Origin of the sequence: Roseovarius sp. MMSF_3350 (assembly GCF_030733425.1) — a bacterium.
Classification (GTDB): domain Bacteria; phylum Pseudomonadota; class Alphaproteobacteria; order Rhodobacterales; family Rhodobacteraceae; genus Roseovarius.
Map to the genome: position 1 here is coordinate 1 of NZ_JASHIZ010000010.1, position 19,227 is coordinate 19,227.

21 protein-coding genes and 1 pseudogene are annotated in these 19,227 nt (G+C 66.3%); 15 read left to right on the forward strand and 7 right to left on the reverse strand.

From position 1 onward, the window contains the following. From RBB31_RS10880 to RBB31_RS10890, 3 genes and pseudogenes are all read right to left on the reverse strand, one after another. Nucleotides 1-276: pseudogene (locus tag RBB31_RS10880) on the reverse strand (hypothetical protein); the annotation flags it as partial. A gap of 180 nt (nucleotides 277-456) precedes the next feature. Further along, nucleotides 457-762, reverse strand: coding sequence for a hypothetical protein (locus RBB31_RS10885; protein WP_306129319.1), 306 nt, complete (start codon nucleotides 760-762; stop codon nucleotides 457-459). A gap of 14 nt (nucleotides 763-776) precedes the next feature. Next, a complete protein-coding gene (locus RBB31_RS10890) occupies nucleotides 777-1,280 on the reverse strand; it encodes a single-stranded DNA-binding protein (RefSeq protein ID WP_306129320.1) in 504 nt (167 codons plus the stop codon). A gap of 238 nt (nucleotides 1,281-1,518) precedes the next feature. Here RBB31_RS10890 and RBB31_RS10895 point away from each other — a divergent pair, with 238 nt between their 5' ends. After that, nucleotides 1,519-2,115 carry a lytic transglycosylase domain-containing protein gene (locus tag RBB31_RS10895; RefSeq protein ID WP_306129321.1) on the forward strand — a complete coding sequence of 199 codons (597 nt, stop codon included), beginning with the start codon at nucleotides 1,519-1,521 and terminating at the stop codon, nucleotides 2,113-2,115. Between the two features lie 15 nt (nucleotides 2,116-2,130). Here RBB31_RS10895 and RBB31_RS10900 read toward each other — a convergent pair whose 3' ends face one another. The 4 genes from RBB31_RS10900 to miaA all read right to left on the reverse strand — a co-directional run bounded on the left by RBB31_RS10900 (nucleotide 2,131) and on the right by miaA (nucleotide 6,169). Then, the gene (locus RBB31_RS10900; RefSeq protein WP_306129322.1) at nucleotides 2,131-2,526 is read right to left on the reverse strand and encodes a cupin domain-containing protein; all 396 of its coding nucleotides are present in this window, start codon (nucleotides 2,524-2,526) and stop codon (nucleotides 2,131-2,133) included. 81 nt (nucleotides 2,527-2,607) lie between these two features. Beyond that, the gene (locus tag RBB31_RS10905; protein ID WP_306129323.1) at nucleotides 2,608-4,275 is read right to left on the reverse strand and encodes an ABC transporter substrate-binding protein; all 1,668 of its coding nucleotides are present in this window, start codon (nucleotides 4,273-4,275) and stop codon (nucleotides 2,608-2,610) included. 117 nt (nucleotides 4,276-4,392) lie between these two features. Beyond that, entirely contained in the window at nucleotides 4,393-5,190 is a 798-nt protein-coding gene (locus RBB31_RS10910; protein ID WP_306129324.1) for an AraC family transcriptional regulator, read from the reverse strand. A 97-nt stretch (nucleotides 5,191-5,287) separates the two neighbouring features. Beyond that, nucleotides 5,288-6,169, reverse strand: a complete 882-nt coding sequence (gene miaA / locus RBB31_RS10915; protein WP_306129325.1) for a tRNA (adenosine(37)-N6)-dimethylallyltransferase MiaA — start codon at nucleotides 6,167-6,169, stop codon at nucleotides 5,288-5,290. Nucleotides 6,170-6,345: 176 nt separating this feature from the next. Between miaA and pyrH the strand changes: the two genes are divergently transcribed. From pyrH to RBB31_RS10985, 14 genes are all read left to right on the forward strand, one after another. Beyond that, nucleotides 6,346-7,077 (forward strand): UMP kinase, encoded by a 732-nt coding sequence (gene pyrH, locus RBB31_RS10920; protein ID WP_306129326.1) that lies wholly within the window; start codon nucleotides 6,346-6,348, stop codon nucleotides 7,075-7,077. 120 nt (nucleotides 7,078-7,197) lie between these two features. After that, on the forward strand, nucleotides 7,198-7,761 hold the full coding sequence (gene frr, locus RBB31_RS10925) for a ribosome recycling factor (RefSeq protein ID WP_306129327.1): 564 nt from the start codon (nucleotides 7,198-7,200) through the stop codon (nucleotides 7,759-7,761). Nucleotide 7,762: 1 nt separating this feature from the next. Beyond that, the gene (locus tag RBB31_RS10930) at nucleotides 7,763-8,503 is read left to right on the forward strand and encodes an isoprenyl transferase (protein WP_306129328.1); all 741 of its coding nucleotides are present in this window, start codon (nucleotides 7,763-7,765) and stop codon (nucleotides 8,501-8,503) included. After that, entirely contained in the window at nucleotides 8,500-9,285 is a 786-nt protein-coding gene (locus RBB31_RS10935; RefSeq protein ID WP_306129329.1) for a phosphatidate cytidylyltransferase, read from the forward strand. Before RBB31_RS10930 ends, RBB31_RS10935 begins: the two co-directional genes overlap by 4 nt. Further along, on the forward strand, nucleotides 9,282-10,454 hold the full coding sequence (gene dxr / locus RBB31_RS10940) for a 1-deoxy-D-xylulose-5-phosphate reductoisomerase (protein ID WP_306129330.1): 1,173 nt from the start codon (nucleotides 9,282-9,284) through the stop codon (nucleotides 10,452-10,454). The genes RBB31_RS10935 and dxr overlap by 4 nt, the downstream gene beginning before the upstream one ends. Nucleotides 10,455-10,460: 6 nt before the next feature. Further along, a complete protein-coding gene (gene rseP, locus RBB31_RS10945; RefSeq protein WP_306129331.1) occupies nucleotides 10,461-11,822 on the forward strand; it encodes an RIP metalloprotease RseP in 1,362 nt (453 codons plus the stop codon). A gap of 164 nt (nucleotides 11,823-11,986) precedes the next feature. Then, nucleotides 11,987-12,112, forward strand: a complete 126-nt coding sequence (locus tag RBB31_RS10950; protein WP_261391182.1) for a hypothetical protein — start codon at nucleotides 11,987-11,989, stop codon at nucleotides 12,110-12,112. 123 nt (nucleotides 12,113-12,235) lie between these two features. Then, nucleotides 12,236-14,554 (forward strand): outer membrane protein assembly factor BamA, encoded by a 2,319-nt coding sequence (bamA, locus tag RBB31_RS10955; protein WP_306129332.1) that lies wholly within the window; start codon nucleotides 12,236-12,238, stop codon nucleotides 14,552-14,554. 1 nt (nucleotide 14,555) lies between these two features. After that, the gene (locus tag RBB31_RS10960) at nucleotides 14,556-15,203 is read left to right on the forward strand and encodes an OmpH family outer membrane protein (protein WP_306129333.1); all 648 of its coding nucleotides are present in this window, start codon (nucleotides 14,556-14,558) and stop codon (nucleotides 15,201-15,203) included. Nucleotides 15,204-15,307: 104 nt separating this feature from the next. Continuing rightward, on the forward strand, nucleotides 15,308-15,772 hold the full coding sequence (gene fabZ, locus RBB31_RS10965; protein ID WP_306129334.1) for a 3-hydroxyacyl-ACP dehydratase FabZ: 465 nt from the start codon (nucleotides 15,308-15,310) through the stop codon (nucleotides 15,770-15,772). Between the two features lie 6 nt (nucleotides 15,773-15,778). Then, complete coding sequence (gene lpxA, locus RBB31_RS10970; RefSeq protein ID WP_306129335.1) at nucleotides 15,779-16,573, forward strand: acyl-ACP--UDP-N-acetylglucosamine O-acyltransferase; 795 nt, start codon at nucleotides 15,779-15,781, stop codon at nucleotides 16,571-16,573. A gap of 8 nt (nucleotides 16,574-16,581) precedes the next feature. Further along, complete coding sequence (locus RBB31_RS10975; RefSeq protein WP_306129336.1) at nucleotides 16,582-17,502, forward strand: LpxI family protein; 921 nt, start codon at nucleotides 16,582-16,584, stop codon at nucleotides 17,500-17,502. After that, nucleotides 17,499-18,650, forward strand: a complete 1,152-nt coding sequence (gene lpxB / locus RBB31_RS10980; RefSeq protein ID WP_306129337.1) for a lipid-A-disaccharide synthase — start codon at nucleotides 17,499-17,501, stop codon at nucleotides 18,648-18,650. The genes RBB31_RS10975 and lpxB overlap by 4 nt, the downstream gene beginning before the upstream one ends. Before the next feature lie 56 nt (nucleotides 18,651-18,706). After that, nucleotides 18,707-19,219, forward strand: coding sequence for a transposase (locus RBB31_RS10985; RefSeq protein ID WP_306129338.1), 513 nt, complete (start codon nucleotides 18,707-18,709; stop codon nucleotides 19,217-19,219). The last annotated feature ends 8 nt before the right edge of the window (nucleotides 19,220-19,227 follow it).

Sequence of the window (19,227 nt, forward strand, 5' to 3'; positions counted from 1 at the left end):
GGGGCCGGGCAGGGGCAGCATGGCCGCGCGGGGCTCGGTGCCGGGGGCCAGCACGGGGCCGCGCGGCAGCCAGGTCAGGCGCACGGGGCCGATGCGACGGCGCAGGATTTGCGCGGTCCCGAGCGTGCCGGAGCCCTCGGTGAGCGCCAGCCATGCCACATCGGCGCCGATGGCCCGCATCGCCGCGCCATAGCGCGGGTGCTGCTGCAGGGCGCAGGGGCCGGGAGGATCGGGGGCGGTGTCACAGGGGAGCCAGGTCGGGAACATGTCCGCCATTAAGACGATGACAACCTAAATCATGGTTAATGGCACTTATGGCGAAGAATACCGACCCCGTGCGCGGCGTGCGCGCACCCACAGTGCGGCCCACGCTCTATGCTGCCTGGCTCGTGGCGGTGGCGGTGTCAGTGCCGGTTTTCGTGGTGCTGAGCGTTTTCGAATGGCTGTGGTAGCCGCTCAGTCCCAGGAGATGCCGTTGCGGCGGACATACCACAGCATCAGCGGCGTTTCGATGACCAGGGCTGTGACGATGGTGAAGACGACCCAGTTGGTGTCGAACAGCCAGAGCGAAAAGCGCGTGCCGGTGCCCCCGAAAAGCCAGCCATTGACCAGCAGCATCACCCCCGTCACGCCAAGATCGTAGAGCGCCATGCGCGACGCGTGGCGCGGGCGCAGGGCGGGGTAGAGCATGAAATAGGCCACCGCCAGGCAGGTGACGACGGTGACCAGGGCCTGTCCCTCGGGCGACAGCGAGGACAGCACCGGTCAGGTCCCGGTCAGAACGGGATTTCGTCGTCGTAATCGCGCGAGGGCGAGGGTTGCGAGCGGCCCTGGTCGGAGGACGGCCCCCCGCCGTAATCCTGATCGTAGCCGCCGCCGCTGCCGCCGCCGTAGTCGCCGCCACCACCACCACCGCCGCCGCCACCGTCGCGGCCGTCGAGCATGGTGAGGTTGCCGCCGAACCCTTGCAGTACCACTTCGGTCGAATAGCGGTCCTGGCCGGACTGGTCCTGCCATTTGCGGGTCTGAAGCTGGCCCTCGATATAGACCTTGGAGCCCTTGCGCAGGTATTGCTCGGCGATGCGAACCAGACCCTCCTGGAAGATCGCGACCGAGTGCCACTCGGTCTTTTCGCGGCGCTCGCCGGTGTTGCGGTCCTTCCAGGTCTCGGACGTGGCGATGCGCAGGTTGCAGACCTTGCCCCCGTTCTGGAAGGTGCGGACTTCGGGGTCGCGCCCCAGGTTTCCGATGAGAATGACTTTGTTGACGGAACCGGCCATGGCGCCCTCCTGCTGCGGTCTGATGGTTAACGTTCACCTTACATCACCCCCAAGGGATGAAGAAAAGCCTAAAATTCGGGGAAAATCCCTGGCGCAAGGCACCGGAGCGGAATGCGGACTGCGAGTCTGGCAATTTGAGCCGAGTTCGGTATAGTGCGGCGTGAGACGGTCAGGGGATTGCCCGGGAATACGAGGCACGGACCTGACCGCAATGGGACAGTAAGGGACGGTATTCAGTATGCGTAAGCTGGCAATTGCGGTGACCTGCGCGTCACTGGCCTGGCCGTTGGCGGCCACGGCGGATATCCTTTCCACCAAGGGCAAGCAACGGATCTTCAGTTCGCAGACACGCGTGCTGGATAGCCGGGCCAAGCAGCAATACAACGCGTCGGTGCGGCTTCAGCCGCAGAAGGTCCATACCCCGAGCAAATGGGACGAGGCGGCCCCCGCGCTTGGCTATAACGGCAAGTACAAGGGGCAGTACCTGAATGTCGCCAAGGATCTGGCGCGGCGGCACGGCATCCCGGAGAACCTGTTCCTGCGGCTGGTGCAACAGGAATCGGGCTGGAACCCGCGCGCGAAGTCACACAAGGGCGCGATCGGGCTGGCGCAGCTGATGCCGGGCACGGCGGCCTATCTGGGAGTCGATGCCAATGACCCGCATCAGAACCTGGAAGGCGGGGCGCGCTACCTGGCCGAGCAGTATCGCACCTTCAAGTCCTGGCGCCTGGCGCTGGCGGCTTACAATGCGGGGCCAAAGGCGGTCGAGAAGTACAAGGGCATCCCGCCCTATACGGAAACCCGCAATTACGTGAAGATCATCTACGGGCAGTAGGCCGCGCCGCGCGCCTCAGCCCTCGTAATCTTCGTCGGAGACGTGTTCCATCCAGGTGACGGCACTGCCGTCGATGCTTTCCTGAATTGCGATATGGCTCATGCCGGTGTCGGGCGACGCACCGTGCCAGTGCTTTTCGCCGGCCGGAAACCAGACGACGTCGCCCTGCCGGATTTCCTCGACCGGGCCGCCCTCGCGCTGGACCCGGCCCCGCCCGAAGGTCACGATCAGGGTCTGGCCGGCGGGATGGGTGTGCCAGGCGGTTCGCGCGCCGGGCTCGAAAATGACATGGAGGCCTACGGCGCGGCCCGGTGCCTCGGCGGTGAAAAGCGGATCGAGTCGCACACCGCCGGTGAAATACTCGGCGGGGCCGGGGGATGACGGATTGGTGCCGGGACGGGTGATCTTCATGATGCGGCCTTTCGCGGTGTCACTGATGTCTGCCGACTGACATAGACCCGGCGGGACGCGCCGCCAAGGGGCGCGCGGGGCTCATCCGGTGAAGCCGATCCTGTGCAGGTGAATCTCGTTCGAGGGATGCTTCTCCGCTCCGGCCACCCGGCCGTTGTGATGGTTGTAGAGCGTGCGCCAGTAGGGCTGGATGATCACGCCTTCCTCGCGCAGGATGGATTGCAGGCGTTCCATCGTCGTCCGTCGCGTGTCGGCGTCGGTGATCGACATGGCGCGATCCAGCAGGCGATCGAACTCCTCGGAGGCGAAGCCGGTCTCGTTCCACACCGCGTCGGACCGGTAGGCGAGGTCGAGAATCTGCACGGCGAGAGGGCGGTGATTCCACTGGGTGGCCGAAAACGGATAGTCGCGCCAGTTCTGCCAGAAAGTGGCGCCGGGCTGGACGGTGCGGCGCACGTTGAGGCCCGCGTCGCGCAGTTGCGCCGCCACGGCGTCGGCCGTGTTGCGCTGCCATTCGTCGTCGACGGTGATCAGCTCATGCTCGAACCCCAGCATCCCGATTTCCTCGAGGTCGGCGCGCGCCTGGGCGGCGTCAAAAGGTGCGGGGCCAAGATCGGCAAAGGCCGGGTGGATCGGGCTGACATGATCGTTCGCCGCGACCGTGCCGTAGCCGGCATAGCCCAGCTCCAGGCAGGTTTCGTTGCGGACGGCCAGCGCCAGCGCCCGGCGCAGGGTGACGTCGGCATAGGGGCGCGCGCCCTCCAGCTCGGCATCGGCATTGCCGCGGATGACGATGGTGGCGGTGCTTTCGGTTTCCGTCCGGGTCCAGCCGATGGCGTCCAGAACCTCGATGAAATTGCCGACGGATTCGTAGAGCAGGTCGATCTCGTCCGCCTCTGCCGCGTCGATCCAGTTGGAAGGATCAGTACCGAGATCGATGAACTCGACCCGGTCGAGGTATGGCCCGCCCAGAACGTCGGCGCCCCACCATTGGTGATCGGTGTTGCGTTCCAGCACGCAGCGCTGGCCCACAGACAGCTCGATCGGGCGGAAGGGGCCGGTGCCGATGCCATGCTCGAACGGGTCGCCGCCGTCATAGCTGGCATGCATCACCGCCGCCGGATAGTCGGACAGGTTCGCCATCAGCGCAATGTCCGGCGTGGCGAGCGTGAGTACGAGCGCGGCGTCGTCGATGACCCGGATCGCGTCCTCTCGGATCTGGCCCGAGGCAGGGTCGCAGAGGCTTTTCAGGCGCGAAGCCATGGAATTGCCCTCGACGCTCGCGTCGCACCAGCGTTCGAGGTTGCGGGCCACGTCTCGGGCGGTGAAGGGGTCGCCGTTGTTCCACGTCACTCCGCCGCGGACGTTCAGGCGATACTCGGTCGCGTCGGCATTGACGTCCCAGTTTTCCAGGAGCATGCCGCGCACGGTCCCGTCGCGGCCGTATTCCACGAGGTATTCCAGGAAACCGCGGGTCTGGTTGCCCATCTCGCTCCAGTCATAGGTGCGCGGGTCGCGCAGTGCCTTGACGTTCTGCTGGATGCGCAGCGTGCCGCCGGGGACGATATCAGCGCTTTCCTGCGCGCGGACCGGGGCGGGCAAGCCGGCGAGCGACAGCGCCAGCGGCGCCGTGACGCCCAGACCGCAGGCGCGAGCCAGAAATTCGCGCCGGTCCATTGCCCCGCGCCGGTATGCACGGTTGAGCGCGGGCAGGGCGGGGTGAAGCGGGGCGGCGGAGCGAGAGGACATGTGCGCGAGCCTTGAAACAAGTTTTGTGATTAGAAATGAGGCTTCGGGTATCAGTTTCCATCCCGGCTGCGCGGAAATCAACCGGGTGGCGCTGAAATACCTGTGACCGGTGCGGTCTCAGGCGGCCTTCCGCGGCGCGGTGCGGCGCAGGTCCGATGGCGACTTGCCGGTATGGCGCAGGATGAAGCGCGAGAAATAGGCGGCACTGTTGAAGCCGAGGTCGGCGGCGACCTGGTTGGCAGGGCGGTCGGTGGTCTCCAGCAGGTGGCGGGCGGCGTGCAGGACCCGGCCCGTCAGCATGGCCGAGGCCGTCAGGCCAGAGCTGGACTTGCACACCCGGCTGAGATGGGTGGGCGTGACGCCGAGATGCCGGGCGAAATCCTGCATCGAGGCGCCGGTGCGGAAATCCCGCTCGATCAGCGCGGCGTAGGCCTCGACCAGGCGATGCGCCGCCGTTGGGGCGGAGGCCTCGTCCGCGATGGAGATCATCGCGCGGCGCAGCCAGACCGTCAGAAGCTGGGCATGGGCGGTCATCGCCTCGTCCATGAAATCACGCGCCTCGTTCTGTTCGCGCTGCATGGTTTCCAGCAAGGTCGTCAGGTCGGCCTGAGCGCGGGGGTCGCGGACGCGCAGGAGCACCGGCTCGTCCGGCATCAGGATGCCGGTCCGCGGTGGGATGCGGCATGCCAGGCCGAAGCTTTGCGCACCGGGATCGAGCGCGAAGAGCGATCCTGCCGGCAGGACCAGCGCGGTGTGCACGGCCAGTCCGCGCCGCTGGCCACCGACAAGGCAGCGCCCCTGTCCGCGGGTGATCCAGAGGAACACGTGATGCGGGTCGCTGTGAGGCAGGCTGGCGCGCCACGCGCCCGGCCCGATCCATTGCGCGAGCGTCTGGAGTTGCGGATGGGATGTCACTGTCCGGAGCCTCGATTGTCGTGATTCTGCACGCATGGCGCAGGGTTTTCATCGGATTGAGGTCAGGAATGTCCGATTCTGTATAGAGGTTACAAGGTCAGAGCGTGGCGGCGGCGAAGCTTTGCCAGTTTTTCATTCGGGCGCGGAACCAGCTTCGCTGCCGCTTGGCATATTGCCTCGTGGCGATGATGGCGGCCTCACGCGCGGCGTCGAGGGGCATCTCGCCGCGCAGGTGGGCGATCAGCTCCGCCGCGCCGATGGCCTTGGAGGATTGATGGGCGGAGGACCATTCCGCGAGGTTCGCCCGCGCCTCGTCGATCGCGCCCGCGCCGAGCATCAGATCGAAACGGCGCTCGATTCGGGGTGTCAGCCAATCCTTGGGGGCGTCGATCAGGATGCGCGTGACGCGGTCAGGCGGCAGGAGCGGGGGCGGGGTGGCATCCTGCCACTGCGACAGCGGCTTGCCCGTGGCGCGCTGTACCTCCCAGGCGCGCTGGACGCGCATCGGGTTGGCGGTGTCGATGCGCGCACGGGTTTCGGGGTCGAGTTCGCCGAGAAGGCTGGTCAGGCCTTCGCGTTGCAGCCGCGCGTCGGCCTCGGCCCGGATTTCGGGCGGGGTCGCGGGGATCTCGGCCAGCCCCTCGGTCAGGGCGGAAAAGTACAGCCCGGTGCCACCGACGATGATCGGGCGGGGACCGTCGCGCAGCAATGGCGCGAGGTCGCGCAGCCAGTGGCCCACGGAATAGGCGGTATCGCCCGGCACGTGACCGTAGAGCGCGTGGGGGGCGCGCGCCTCCTCTTCGGGCGAGGGGCGGGCGGTCAGGATGCGCCAGTTGGCGAAGACCTGCAGCGCGTCGGCATTGATAATCCGCCCGTCGTCGCGTTCCGCCAGCGCCAGTGCGAGGGCGGACTTGCCCGAGGCAGTGGGCCCGGCAATGAGCACGGGCCGGTCGGCGGGGATATCGGGCAGGGAGGTCATGCCCTTCGTTTAGGATGTTTCCACGCCGGTTTTAAGCGCCTTGCGCCGAAATTCGCGCTGCCGGCCCGGCCCGACCCGGTTTGGCGATTGAACCCGGGGGCGTTTTCGCCCATTTTGCGCGCCAAGAGACGACCCGCACCGGGCCCGTTCCAAGACCGCGCACAAGGAGCCGCCCCATGCCAGATGCTGCCGCCCCCGAGACCACGTTCAACCGGGTCCTGCTGAAAATTTCCGGCGAGGCGCTGATGGGCGACGCGAGTTACGGGCTGAACCCGCCCACGGTGGAGCGCATCGCGCGGGAGGTGAAATCGGTCCACGACATGGGCGTCGAGATCTGCATGGTGATCGGCGGCGGCAACATCTTTCGCGGGCTTCAGGGGTCCGCGCAGGGGATGGAGCGGACCACCGCGGATTACATGGGGATGCTGGCCACCGTGATGAACGCGCTTGCGATGCAGAGCGCGCTGGAGAAGCTGGGCGTCTTCTGCCGGGTGATCACCGCCATCCGCATGGACGAGGTGGCCGAGCCCTATATCCGCCGCCGGGCGGTGCGCCACCTTGAGAAGAAACGCGTGTGCATTTTCGCCGCCGGCACCGGCAACCCCTATTTCACCACCGACACCGCCGCCACGCTGCGCGCCAACGAGATGGCCTGCGAGGCGATCTTCAAGGGCACCAAGGTGGACGGGGTCTATGACAAGGACCCGATGAAGTTCGACGATGCCAAGCGGTTCGACGAGGTCAGCTATGACGAGGTTTTGGCCAAGCACCTGGGCGTGATGGATGCCAGCGCCATCGCGCTGGCGCGCGACAACAACCTGCCGATCATCGTCTTCAGCCTGGACGAGCCGGGCGGATTCCGCTCGATTCTTGATGGAACGGGCACCTACACGCGGGTCGGCGGCTGAGGGTACTGCACGAAATCCGCACAGGATCCGGGCATTTCCTGCGGGACAGGGGCCTATACAATCGAGGCGAGTTGCCGGTATAGAGGCGAAACCATCGTCCGGCAGAACAAGGGATGACAGATGAGCGACGACTTCGAACTGGACACCAAGGACCTGGAGCGGCGCATGGACGGCGCGATGACCAGCCTGCGCACGGAATTCGCATCCTTGCGGACGGGCCGGGCCTCGGCCTCGATGCTGGAGCCGGTGATGGTGGACGCCTATGGCACGCAGACCCCGATCAACCAGGTCGGCACCGTGAACGTGCCCGAGCCGCGCATGGTGACGGTCAATGTCTGGGACAAGGGCCTTGTGAACAAGGTCGAGAAAGCCATCCGCGAAAGCGGGCTGGGCATCAACCCGCAGATGAACGGCACGATCATCATGCTGCCGATCCCCGAGCTGAACGAGGAGCGCCGCAAGGAGCTGACGAAAGTGGCCGCGCAATATGCCGAGAACGCCCGCGTCGCCATCCGCAACGTGCGCCGCGACGGCATGGACCAGATCAAGAAGGCCAAGGCCGACGGCATGTCCGAGGATGACCAGAAGTTCTGGGAAACCGAGGTGCAGGAGATGACCAACCTGCACATCAAGTCGGTCGATGACGCGCTGGAGGCCAAACAGGCCGAAATCATGCAGGTCTGAGATGACAGAGGCGCGCGACATGCAGGAGACATCCCCCGTGCAGGGCCCGCGCCATGTGGCGATCATCATGGACGGCAATGGCCGCTGGGCGCAAAAGCGCGGGCGGCCGCGTCTTTTCGGGCACCATGCCGGCGCGCGCCGGGTAAAGGAGATCGTGACCGCCTGTCCCGATCTAGGGGTGGATTACGTCACCATCTTCGCCTTCTCGACCGAAAACTGGAAACGCACCCAGACCGAGGTCGCGGGGCTGATGAGCCTCTTTCGCCGCTATATCATGAAGGAAATGCAGGAATTCGTGCGCGAGAACGTGCGCGTGCGGTTCATCGGCGACCGGCCGCGGCTGGATGCCAAGCTGCGCCAGCTGATGGACGACGCCGAGGCGATGACCCAAGGATGCACCGGCACCAACCTGACGATCGCGCTGAACTATGGCGGGCGCGACGAGGTGAGCCGCGCCACCCAGCGGCTGGCCCGCGACGTGGCCGAGGGCCGTCTGCGCCCCGAGGAGGTGAACGAGGAAACCCTGCCCAAGTATCTCGACACCTGCGTGCTGCCCGATCCCGACTTGGTGATCCGCACCTCGGGCGAGGCGCGGATCTCGAACTTTCTGCTGTGGCAGTCGGCCTATGCGGAATACGAGTTCATCGACACGCTGTGGCCCGATTTCACGCCCGAGATCTTTGGCGAGCTTCTGCGCGGCTATGGCGCGCGTGACCGGCGCTTCGGGGCCGTGACCGCATGAGCGCAGGCGACGCGAAGTGGTCCGACCTGCGCCGGCGGGCGCTGTCGGGCGTGCTGATGCTGGTGCTGGGGGCGTTCGGGGTCTACCAGGGCGGTCTGTTCTTCGTGGTGATGGTCTGCGCCATCTGCGGCGCGATGGTGTGGGAAACCGCGCGGATGTTCGACACCCGCCAGGCGGTGGGCCTCGGCATCGCCGCCGCGGCCGTGATGCTTGCGCTGAACTTCCTGCCCGGCACCTTCGCACTGCCCCTGATGCTGGGGCTGGCGCTGGTGGCGGCCAGCCAGAGCACCGAGGATGTGCCGCTGGCATTCATGGTGTTCACCTGGGTCCTTTTGGCCTGCTTTGCGCTGCTGTGGCTGCGTTCGGGACATGAGACCCTTTGGATTCTCTGGCTGATCCTGGTCGTCATCGCCTCGGACGTGGCGGGATATTTCGCCGGCCGGATGCTGGGCGGGCCGAAATTCTGGCCGCGGGTCAGCCCCAAGAAAACCTGGTCGGGCACCATCGCGGGCTGGCTTCTGGCCGGGATCGTCGGGCTGTTCTTTCTGCGCCCCTTGGGCATGGGGCTGGAACTGGTGCCGATGTCGATGATCGTGGGCTTTGCCGGGCAGATGGGCGACATCGCCGAAAGCGCGGTAAAGCGCCGCCGCGGGATCAAGGACAGCTCCAGCCTGATCCCTGGTCACGGCGGCGTCTTCGACCGGTTCGACGCCATGCTGGGCAGCAGTGCCGCGGCGCTGGTGTTCTGGGCCGTTGGCCTGATGCCGGGCGCGGTTTCGTGAAGCGGATCAGCATTCTGGGCGCCACCGGCTCGGTCGGGCAGAACACGCTGAGCCTGGTGCGCGGCAAGCCATCCGAGTTCCGCGTCGTGGCGCTGACCGGGGGGCGCAACATCGCACAGCTGGCCAGCGACGCCATCGCCTGCGACGCCGAGATCGCCGTGACCGCCCACGAAAGCCTGCTGGACGACCTGCGCGCCGCCTTGCGCGGTACCGATATCGAGGCAGCGGCCGGCGCCACGGCGCTGGAGGAGGCCGCCGCGCGCGATACCGACTGGGTGATGTCGGCCATCGTCGGCTTTGCCGGGCTGGCGCCGGGACTGGCCGCGCTGCGCACCGGCGCGACGCTGGCGCTGGCCAACAAGGAATCGCTGGTCGCCGCCGGGCAGCTTCTGATGGGCACCGCGCGGCGGGCGGGCGCGCGCATCCTGCCGGTGGACAGCGAGCATTCCGGCATTTTCCAGGCGCTGGTGGGCGAGGACGCTGCCGCCGTGAAACGCATCGTCATCACCGCCAGCGGCGGCGCCTTCCGCGACTGGCCGCTGGATCAGCTGGTATATGCCACCCCGGCCGAGGCCGCGACCCATCCCAACTGGGACATGGGCCAGCGCATCACGATCGACAGCGCCTCGATGTTCAACAAGGCGATGGAGATGATCGAGACGCGCGAGTTCTTCGGCGTCGCGCCCGAGCAGATCGAGGTGCTGGTCCATCCCGAATCCCTGGTGCACGCGATGGTGCATTACGTCGACGGCGCGGTGATGGCCCATATGGGCCCGCATGACATGCGCCACGCCATCGGCTATGCGCTGCACTGGCCGGAACGGCGCGACCTGCCGGTCGCCGAACTCGATCTCGCCGCCACCGGCACGCTGAGCTTCGAGGCGCCGGACCCGCAGCGCTTCCCGGCGCTGCGGCTGGCGCGTGACGTGATGGAGGCGCGCGGCCTGATGGGCGCGGTGTTCAACGGCGCCAAGGAGCGCGCTCTGGACCATTTCATCGCCGGCAGAATCGGCTTCATGCAGATGAACACGATCGTCGAAGAGGTGTTGGCGCGCCTTGCCGAGCATGACAAGATCGCCCGAAGGCCGATGACACTTGATACAACAGCCCGCGCGGACCATCTGGCAAGGATGTATGTCGACAGCGTGGCAAAAGAGCAGGACGGATAACAGACCTTGGACGGAATCAGCTTTCTCCCGCAGTTCGGCGGCCTCGCCCTGACCCTTCTGGCCTTTTTCGCCGCCCTGTCGGTGATCGTGGCGATCCATGAATACGGCCATTACATCGTCGGGCGCTGGTGCGGGATCAAGGCGGACGTCTTCTCGCTGGGCTTCGGTCCGGTGCTGTTCAGCCGCATGGACAAGCACGGCACGCGCTGGCAACTGGCGGCACTTCCCTTCGGGGGCTACGTCAAGTTCATGGGCGACGCCAACGCCGCCAGCGGCACCAGCGACGGCACGGTCGAGGAAATGCCGCCCGAAATGAAGCGCAAGACCATGCTGGGGGCGCCGCTCTGGGCGCGGACGCTGACAGTCGCGGCGGGGCCGGTTTTCAACTTCATCCTGTCGATCCTGGTCTTCGGCGCGATCTTCATGTTCCAGGGCAAGGTGACCGAACCTTATGTCATCGAGGATCTGCGCCCGCTGCCCTTTGACGGCGTCACCCTGCAGGAGGGCGACGAATTGCTGGCGATCGAGGGGCGCGAGATCCCGACGCTGATCAACATGAACGAGGAGGACACGGAAGTCTTCCGCACCTTCATCACCGACCTGCCGCTGGAGCCATTGCTGACCTATCAGGTCCGCCGCGACGGCGAGGTGGTCGAGGCGATGGGCCCGCATCCGCAGCCGCCGCTGGTGATGCAGCTGTCGCCGCGCTCCGCGGCCTTCGAATCGGGGTTGAAGCAGGAGGACGTGATCGTCGGGCTGGACGGCGAGAGGATCTATGCCTTCAACCAGCTCAAGGACGTGGTCGAAGGCTCGGACGGCGCCACCGTGGCGTTGGACGTGTGGCGCGACGGCGACGTGATGGAATTCGACCTGACGCCGCGCCGGGTGGACGAGCCGCAGGACGAAGGCGGGTTCGAGACCAACTGGCGGATCGGCATCGTGGGCGGGCTGCCCTATGAATTGCAGACCGGGCCGCGGGGTTTCGGCGAATCCCTGTCGGGTGCGGTCAGCCAGACCTGGCGGGTGATCTCGAGCTCGATTTCCGGGCTGTATCACATGATCACCGGCGCGATCAGCAGCTGCAACATGTCCGGCCCCATCGGCATCGCCGAGGTGTCGGGCGCCATGGCCAGCCAGGGGGTGGACAGTTTCATCTGGTTCATCGCGGTGCTGTCGACCGCGGTCGGCCTGCTGAACCTTTTCCCGATCCCGGTTCTGGATGGCGGACACCTGGTATTTTATGCCTACGAGGCCGTCGCGGGCCGCCCGCCCAGCGACCGGGCGCTGCGGATCATGATGACCGTGGGCCTGACACTGGTGCTGGGGGTGATGCTGTTCGCGATCTTCAACGATATATTCTGCCCCTGACACGCGGCCCGTGCCGGGCGCCCGGGCATCGGCACGGGCAGGGGACCCGAGCGGGGCAGGCCGGGTCATTTCATGAATTTGCCTTAATTGACGCCTGAATATCGTCACATTGAAATTGGAAAATCTCAGTGAACGTCTGGATACGAAGCGAAGGCCCGACTCACATGCAACACGTTCTCAACGGATATCGCGGGATGACCCTGTTGGTGAACCTCAACTGGGATCGTATTCTGTATCTTGCGACCATCGCGGTCGCGCTTTGGGCAGGCGCGTTCGTCGGCTCTCTCTGAGCCGTGACTCGCCCCCTGCGGCCCATAGGTCGCATCCTTCAAAAATCTCCCATACTCGTTTTGACAACCCACCCCGGAGGCGATAGTGCTTTTGGGCACTGGGACGTCTGATTGGGTTTGCCGATGAAACTGTCGATCGGGTTGGGGACGAAGCGCTTTTCAGGGCTGTTTTCGACACACCGTATTCTTTCGCTGCTTTTCGCAGTCAGCCTGCTGGCCGCCGCCTTGTCCGCCGCCAGCGAGGCGCAGGCGCAAAGCTATCGTTTTACCAACGTGTCCATCGAGGGCAACCAGCGGATCGAAGGCGCTACGATCCTCAGCCAGGCGGGCATCATCCGCGGCGAGACGATCAGCGCCGGCCAGCTGAACGAAGCGGCACAGCGCATCCGCGCCAGCGGCCTCTTCGAGGACGTGCAGGTGACCCCGCAAGGCAACACGCTGGTCATCCGGGTCATCGAGTATCCGACGATCAACCGCGTCGTCTTCGAGGGCAACCGCCGCCTCAAGGACTCCGATCTTCAGGGTTTCATCGAGAGCGCGCCGCGCCAGGTGTTCAACCCCACCCGTGTCGAACGAGACGTGACCACCCTTACCGAGGCCTATGAACAGAACGGCCGCGTGTCGGCCCGCATACAGCCCAAGGTGATCCGCCGCAGCGACAACCGTATCGATCTTGTCTTCGAGATCTTCGAAGGCGGTGCGATCGAGGTGAATCGCGTCAGCTTTGTCGGCAACCGTGCCTATTCCGACCGCCGCCTGCGCCGCGTGGTGGAAAGCAAGCAGGCCGGTCTGTTGCGCGCCATCGTCGCACGCGACACGTTCAACGCCGAACGGCTGGAATTCGACAAGCAGGTGCTGCGCGATTTCTACCTGTCGAGGGGCTACGTGGATTTCCGCGTCACCGGCACCAATGCCGAACTTGCGCGCGAGCGTGACGGCTATTTCGTGACCTTCAACGTGCAGGAAGGCCAGCAATTCCGCTTTGGCCGGATCACCACCACCAGCGAGATTCCCGAGGCCGACGCCGCCATCTACCAGGATGTTCTGAAGATCCGGTCGGGCGTGGTGTATTCGCCCACGCTGGTCGAAAACTCGATCGCGCGGATGGAACGGCTGGCGATCAAGCAGGGCGTCGATTTCCTGCGGGTCGAGCCGGTCATCACCCGCAACGAGCGCGACTTGACCCTGGACGTTGAGTTTACACTGGTGCGCGGGCCACGCGTGTTCGTGGAACGCATCGACATCGAGGGCAATACCACAACGCTGGACCGCGTCATCCGCCGCCAGTTCACCCCCGTCGAGGGTGACCCGTTCAACCCGCGCCAGATCCGCGAAGCCGCCGAACGCATCCGCGCGCTGCGGTATTTCGAGGACGTGGACGTCAATGCCCGCGAAGGATCGGACCCCAGCCAGGTCGTGGTCGACGTGGATGTCGAGGAAACCACCACCGGCACGCTGTCCTTCGGCGGCAGCTACAGCTCGGACGGCGGCTTCGGTCTGACCCTGGGCTTTTCCGAGCGCAACTTCCTGGGACGAGGCCAGCGGGTGACGGCGCAGATCTCGGCCTCGGCCGACACCGCGAACTACAACCTCGCCTTCGCCGAGCCGGCGTTTCTTGGCCGCGACGTCGAATTCGCGATCCAGACCTCGCTCCTGGAAACCGATGACAACAACAGCCTTTACGACACGATCCAGGGCGTTTTCCAGCCCAGCCTGACCTTCCCCGTGGCCGAAAACAGCCGGCTGCAGCTTTACTATCGCGCGGGCTACCGCGAGATGGACGACTATACCGGTGTTTCGCCGACGCTTGCGGCCGAGACCGCGGAGGGGGGTCTGTTCAGCAGTGGCGTCGGCGCACGGGTCATCTTTGACACCCGTCGCACGGGTCTCAATCCCAATGCCGGGGTGCTGGTGGATGCGGGTCTTGAATACAACGGCCTGGGCGGCGACCAGGAATACATGAAGTATTCCATGCGTGTGGCCGGTCAGACGCTCGTGTTCAACGAAGAGATCACGCTGCGCGCATCGCTCGAGGCAGGGGCGCTGGACTTCATGGGCGGGGACCGCTCCCGCGCCGTGGACCGCTATTCATCTCAGGTCATGCGCGGCTTTGACAGCAACGGCATGGGCCCCATTCAGAATGGCGAGCACCTGGGCGGTAACCTCTTTGCGGTGGCCAAGTTCGACGTGGAATTCCCTCTCGGCACGCCCGAGGAGTTCGGCCTCTCCGGCGGCGCCTTTTACGATGTCGGCGCGATATGGAATGTCGATACGATCGGACCGGCGCAATCGACCGGGTTCAATCCGCGCCACGTGGTCGGCCTGTCGCTGTTCTGGGAATCGCCTTTCGGTCCGCTGCGGCTGAACTTCTCGAAGGCGCTCAAGAAAGAGCCGGGCGACATCGAGCGCGAGTTCGATATCACGGTCCGCACGGAATTCTGACATGACGCCGTTTCGGGCCCTGCTGATGTCGGTGGCCCTGCTGGCGGCCCCGGCCTGGCTCGCCGGCGGCCCCGCGCCCGCGGCGGCGCAGAGCGTCGGCGTGGTCCAAAGCGATATCCTGGTGGTGGACCCCGAACGCCTGTTCGAGGAAACCAGGCTGGGCCAGTCGATCACCGCGCAGTTGCAGGAAGAACGCGAGGCGCTGATCGCTCTCAACCGCAAGCTGGAGGCCGAGCTGGAGGCCGAGGAGCTTGCCCTGACGGAACAGCGCGACACGACCTCGCCCGAGGAGTTTCGCGCGTTGGCCGACGCCTTCGACGAGCGGGTCCAGCGGATCCGCGCCGACAGCCAGCGCCGCGTGCGCGAGCACGAGCGCAACCGTGAACGCGCGCCCCTGGATTTCATGCGCCAGGCCGAGCCGGTGCTGGTCGAACTGATGCGCGAGGCCGGGGCGGCGGTGGTGATGGACCGCCGCACGGTGCTGCTTCAGGCCGACGTCGTGGACATCACCGGCGCCGCGGTCCAGCGCATCGACGCAACGCTTGGCCCCGACGCTTTGGAGGAGGGTGACGGGGAAAGTGTCGATGCTCCGGAAAACACCCCCGAGACCACGCCCGAGACCGCGCCGGACAACGCCCCTGCCGAATAGGCCACCGCGTGCCGCCGCGCTTGCCCCGCTGAACCCGAATTGCTAAGCGGGGACACCGGGGGCGGGCCCTGTCCACGGTCAAAGGCAGAAGGAACACGCAACCCATGACCACGTCTCTCGACAGTGCCGATATCGGCCGCATCCAACGGCTGATCCCGCATCGCTATCCGTTCCTTCTGGTCGACAAGGTCGTGGACATGGACGGCATCGCCTCGGCCCGCGGTATCAAGAACGTCACCATGAACGAGCCGCATTTCCAGGGGCATTTCCCGGCCAAACCGATCATGCCCGGCGTGACCATCGTCGAGGCGATGGCCCAGACCGCCGCCGTCATGGTGGGCGCGGCGCTCGAGATGGAGGACAAGCATCTGCTGGTCTATTTCATGGCCATCGAGGGCTGCAAGTTCCGCCGCATGGTGGTGCCGGGCGACGTGCTGGAACTGAAGGTCAAGACCACGCGCGGCAAGCCCGGCGGCAAGGTCTGGCGTTTCCACGGCGAGGCGTCGGTCGCGGGAGAGCTGGCCTGCGAGGCCGACTTCACCGCGATGATGGATCTGCCCAAGGAGTAACCCCGCATGGCCGAGACCCGTATCCACCCCCATGCGGTTGTCGAGGACGGCGCCCAGATCGGCGCGGGCGTCGAGATCGGCCCGTTCTGCCATGTCGGCCCCGAGGTGCGACTGGGCGACGGTGTGGTGCTGAAATCCCACGTGGTCGTCACCGGCGACACCGCGGTGGGCGACGAGACGGTCATCTTTCCCTTTGCCTGCATCGGCGAGATCCCGCAGGATCTGAAGTTCCGCGGCGAAAAGACCAGGCTGAGTATCGGCGCCCGCAATCGCATCCGCGAGCATGTGACGATGAACTCCGGCACCGAGGGCGGCGGCGGCGTGACCCGCGTGGGCGATGACGGCCTCTTCATGGCCGGCTGTCACGTGGCCCATGACGTGCAGGTGGGGAACCGGGTGATCATCGTCAACAACGCCGCCCTTGCCGGGCATTGCGTGGTCGAGGACGACGTGATCATCGGCGGTCTTTCCGGTGTGCACCAATGGGTGCGCATCGGGCAGGGCGCGATCATCGGCGCGGTGACGATGGTGACCAACGACGTGATTCCATACGGCCTCGTACAGGCGCCGCGCGGACATCTGGACGGGTTGAACCTGGTCGGGCTCAAACGCCGTGGCGTGGCGCGCAAGGACATCACCGCGCTGCGCGCCGCGTTCCAGATGCTGGCGCAGGGCGAGGGCGCGTTCCAGGACCGCGCCCGCCGGCTGGGCGAGGAAACCGAAAGCGATTACGTCCGCCAGATCGTGGATTTCGTGCTGGCCGAAAGCGACCGGTCGTTCCTGACGCCGGGCGCGGGCTGAGGCGCCCTGTGACGCTGGCGCTGATCGCCGGGCAGGGCGGCCTGCCACCGCAGCTGGTTCGGGTCCTGCTGGCCCGTGGCGAAGTGCCGGTTGTCTGCGAGATCGAGCAGTTCCCGTCGGATGTGAAAGGCGAGCTGCCGCGGCTTGGCTTTCGGCTGGAAACGCTGGGAACCTTCATTGCCACCGCAAAGGAGGTCGGTGTCAACCGGATCTGCATGGCCGGGGCCATGCGCCGCCCGCCGATCGACCCGTCGCAGATCGACGCGGCCACCATGCCGCTGGTGCCCAAGGTGCAGGCGGCGCTGGCCAATTCGGGCGATGACAGCACGCTGCGCATTTTCACCGAGATTTTCGAAGAGGCCGGCATCGAGGTTATCGGTGCCGCCGATATCGACCCCTCGCTGCTGCCGCCCGAGGGTGTGACCGGCAGTTTGCCGGACGGCGTGGAACAGGACATTGCCGTGGCCGAGGCGGCACTGGCCGAATTGGCCGCCGCCGATGCCGGTCAGGCCGTGGTGGTGCGCGGCGGCAAGGTGATCGCCCGCGAGGACGCCCGCGGCACCGATGCCATGCTGAGCGATCTTTGCCCCGAGACCCCGGACGCGGGCTTTTCCCATGACCCGTTCGAGTTGATGGGCGACATGCTCGACAGTGTCGCCGACTGGCTGAGCGGACCCGTGGCAGAGGCGCGGGCTGCTGAAGACACCAGCGATGGCGGCCTCCTCTTTAAGGCACCCAAGCCGGGGCAGGAGTTGCGCGTGGACATGCCGCTCATTGGCCTTGGCACCGTGATGCGTGCCGCCGAGGCGGGGCTGGCGGGCATCGTGATCGAATCGGGTGGCGTGATGCTGCTCGACCCCGATGGCGTGGCCGAAGTGCTGCGCGCGCAAGGCATGTTCCTGTGGGTGCGGCCACGGGGCGGGGCATGAAGGTCTTCGTCATCGCCGGCGAGGCATCGGGCGACCGGCTGGGGGCCGCGCTGATGGCCGGCCTCAAATCGCTGACAGACGTGGAATTCGCGGGCGTTGGCGGCGACCAGATGCAGGCCGAGGGCATGACCTCGCTCTTCCCGATGGAGGAACTCAGCGTCATGGGCCTGGTCGAGATTCTGCCCAAGTATTTCCACCTCAAGCGCCGCATCCGTGAAACCGCCCAAGCCGCGATCGAATATGCCCCCGACGTGGTGATCGGCATCGACAGCCCGGATTTCTGCCTGCGCGTGGCGAAGGCCATCAAGCAAAAGAGTGACTTGCGCATTGTCCATTACGTCGCCCCCTCGGTCTGGGCCTGGCGGCCCAAGCGGGCCGACAAGATGGCAAAGGTGATCGACCAGGTGCTGGCGCTCCTGCCGTTCGAGCCGCCCTACCTGGAGGCCGCGGGCGTGGCGTGCGATTTCGTCGGGCATCCGGTGGTGAACGACATCCCCGCCAGCGAAGCGGAAATCGCCGCTTTCCGCGCCGATCACGGCCTGGGCGACGCGCCGGTGCTGCTGGTGCTGCCGGGCTCGCGCGGCAGCGAGGTGGCGCGGCTCGGCCCGATCTTTGGCGACGCTGTCCGCCAGGTCTGTGCGAAACGGCCAGATCTGCGGCTGGTGATCCCCACCGTGACCGCGCGCGCGCAACAGGTGACGGAGTTGGTGGCCGACTGGCCCGGCACCCCGGTGGTGGTCGCGCCCACGGGGCAGGGCGACCGCGACAAGCGGACCAAGGCGGCGGCCTTTGGCGCGGCGCAGGGGGCGCTGGCGGCCTCGGGCACTGTCTCACTGGAACTGGCGGCCGCAGACACGCCCATGGTCATCGCCTATGACGCCGCCTGGCTGACGCGCGAGATCATCCGCCGGATGCTGATCATCGACACGCTGACGCTGGTCAACTTGGTCTCCGAGACTCGCGCCATCCCCGAATTCAACGGCGAGCGGTGCCGCGCGGAGCTGATCGCGCCCGGCGTTCTGGACATGCTCGACAATCCCGGCCCGCAGCGCGACGCGATGCGCCTGACGATGGACCGGCTGGGGCGCGGCGGAGAAGACCCCGGTCTGCGTGCCGCCCGCGCGGTGATGAAGCGGATGCCCGGCTGACGCGCCGCGCGCCTTCGTCAATCGCCCGTTAACGGGAATCGCGCAGGCTCCGGCGCATGGTACAGCTTCTTCCCCTTCGCCGCCGGGGCGTAAGCCGGTTTGTCACCCTGACCCTGGCCCAGCCTGATGCAACGACGCTGGTGGACGAAATCGACCACCTGCAAGGAGCGGTGCGCATGGTTCGCGACCTCTGGCCGTTCGAGCTGGACGCCTGGGTTGTCCTGCCCGACCACCTGCACGCGGTCCTGACCTTGCCATTCCGAGACGACGATCTTGCCATCCGGCTCAACACGATCAAGGCGCGGTTCGCTGCCCGCGCTTCGAGACGTGCGATGACACCCAGCCAGATCGCGGCGGGAGGGTCGCATCTGTGGTGTGTGCAAGACAGGATCGAGCCGATCCGCACCCGTGCCGAGTTGGAGGCTTTCCGCCGTCATTGCTGGACCGATCCGGTGCGCCACGGCTTTGTCAGCGACCCGCATGACTGGCCCTGTTCGTCCTATCGCCGCAACAGCCGGACCGATCCGCGGCACGCTGAACCACTCGGAAACTTACGCGCCTCGGCCTAGGCCGCGCG

Coding starts and splice junctions, on each gene's coding strand:
- RBB31_RS10890 (WP_306129320.1), bottom strand. CDS start 1,280: ATGGCCGGTTCCGTCAACAAAGTCATTCTCATCGGAAACCTGGGGCGC.
- RBB31_RS10895 (WP_306129321.1), top strand. CDS start 1,519: ATGCGTAAGCTGGCAATTGCGGTGACCTGCGCGTCACTGGCCTGGCCG.
- RBB31_RS10900 (WP_306129322.1), bottom strand. CDS start 2,526: ATGAAGATCACCCGTCCCGGCACCAATCCGTCATCCCCCGGCCCCGCC.
- RBB31_RS10905 (WP_306129323.1), bottom strand. CDS start 4,275: ATGTCCTCTCGCTCCGCCGCCCCGCTTCACCCCGCCCTGCCCGCGCTC.
- miaA (WP_306129325.1), bottom strand. CDS start 6,169: ATGACCTCCCTGCCCGATATCCCCGCCGACCGGCCCGTGCTCATTGCC.
- pyrH (WP_306129326.1), top strand. CDS start 6,346: ATGCCAGATGCTGCCGCCCCCGAGACCACGTTCAACCGGGTCCTGCTG.
- frr (WP_306129327.1), top strand. CDS start 7,198: ATGAGCGACGACTTCGAACTGGACACCAAGGACCTGGAGCGGCGCATG.
- RBB31_RS10930 (WP_306129328.1), top strand. CDS start 7,763: ATGACAGAGGCGCGCGACATGCAGGAGACATCCCCCGTGCAGGGCCCG.
- RBB31_RS10935 (WP_306129329.1), top strand. CDS start 8,500: ATGAGCGCAGGCGACGCGAAGTGGTCCGACCTGCGCCGGCGGGCGCTG.
- RBB31_RS10950 (WP_261391182.1), top strand. CDS start 11,987: ATGCAACACGTTCTCAACGGATATCGCGGGATGACCCTGTTGGTGAAC.
- bamA (WP_306129332.1), top strand. CDS start 12,236: ATGAAACTGTCGATCGGGTTGGGGACGAAGCGCTTTTCAGGGCTGTTT.
- RBB31_RS10960 (WP_306129333.1), top strand. CDS start 14,556: ATGACGCCGTTTCGGGCCCTGCTGATGTCGGTGGCCCTGCTGGCGGCC.
- fabZ (WP_306129334.1), top strand. CDS start 15,308: ATGACCACGTCTCTCGACAGTGCCGATATCGGCCGCATCCAACGGCTG.
- lpxA (WP_306129335.1), top strand. CDS start 15,779: ATGGCCGAGACCCGTATCCACCCCCATGCGGTTGTCGAGGACGGCGCC.
- lpxB (WP_306129337.1), top strand. CDS start 17,499: ATGAAGGTCTTCGTCATCGCCGGCGAGGCATCGGGCGACCGGCTGGGG.
- RBB31_RS10985 (WP_306129338.1), top strand. CDS start 18,707: ATGGTACAGCTTCTTCCCCTTCGCCGCCGGGGCGTAAGCCGGTTTGTC.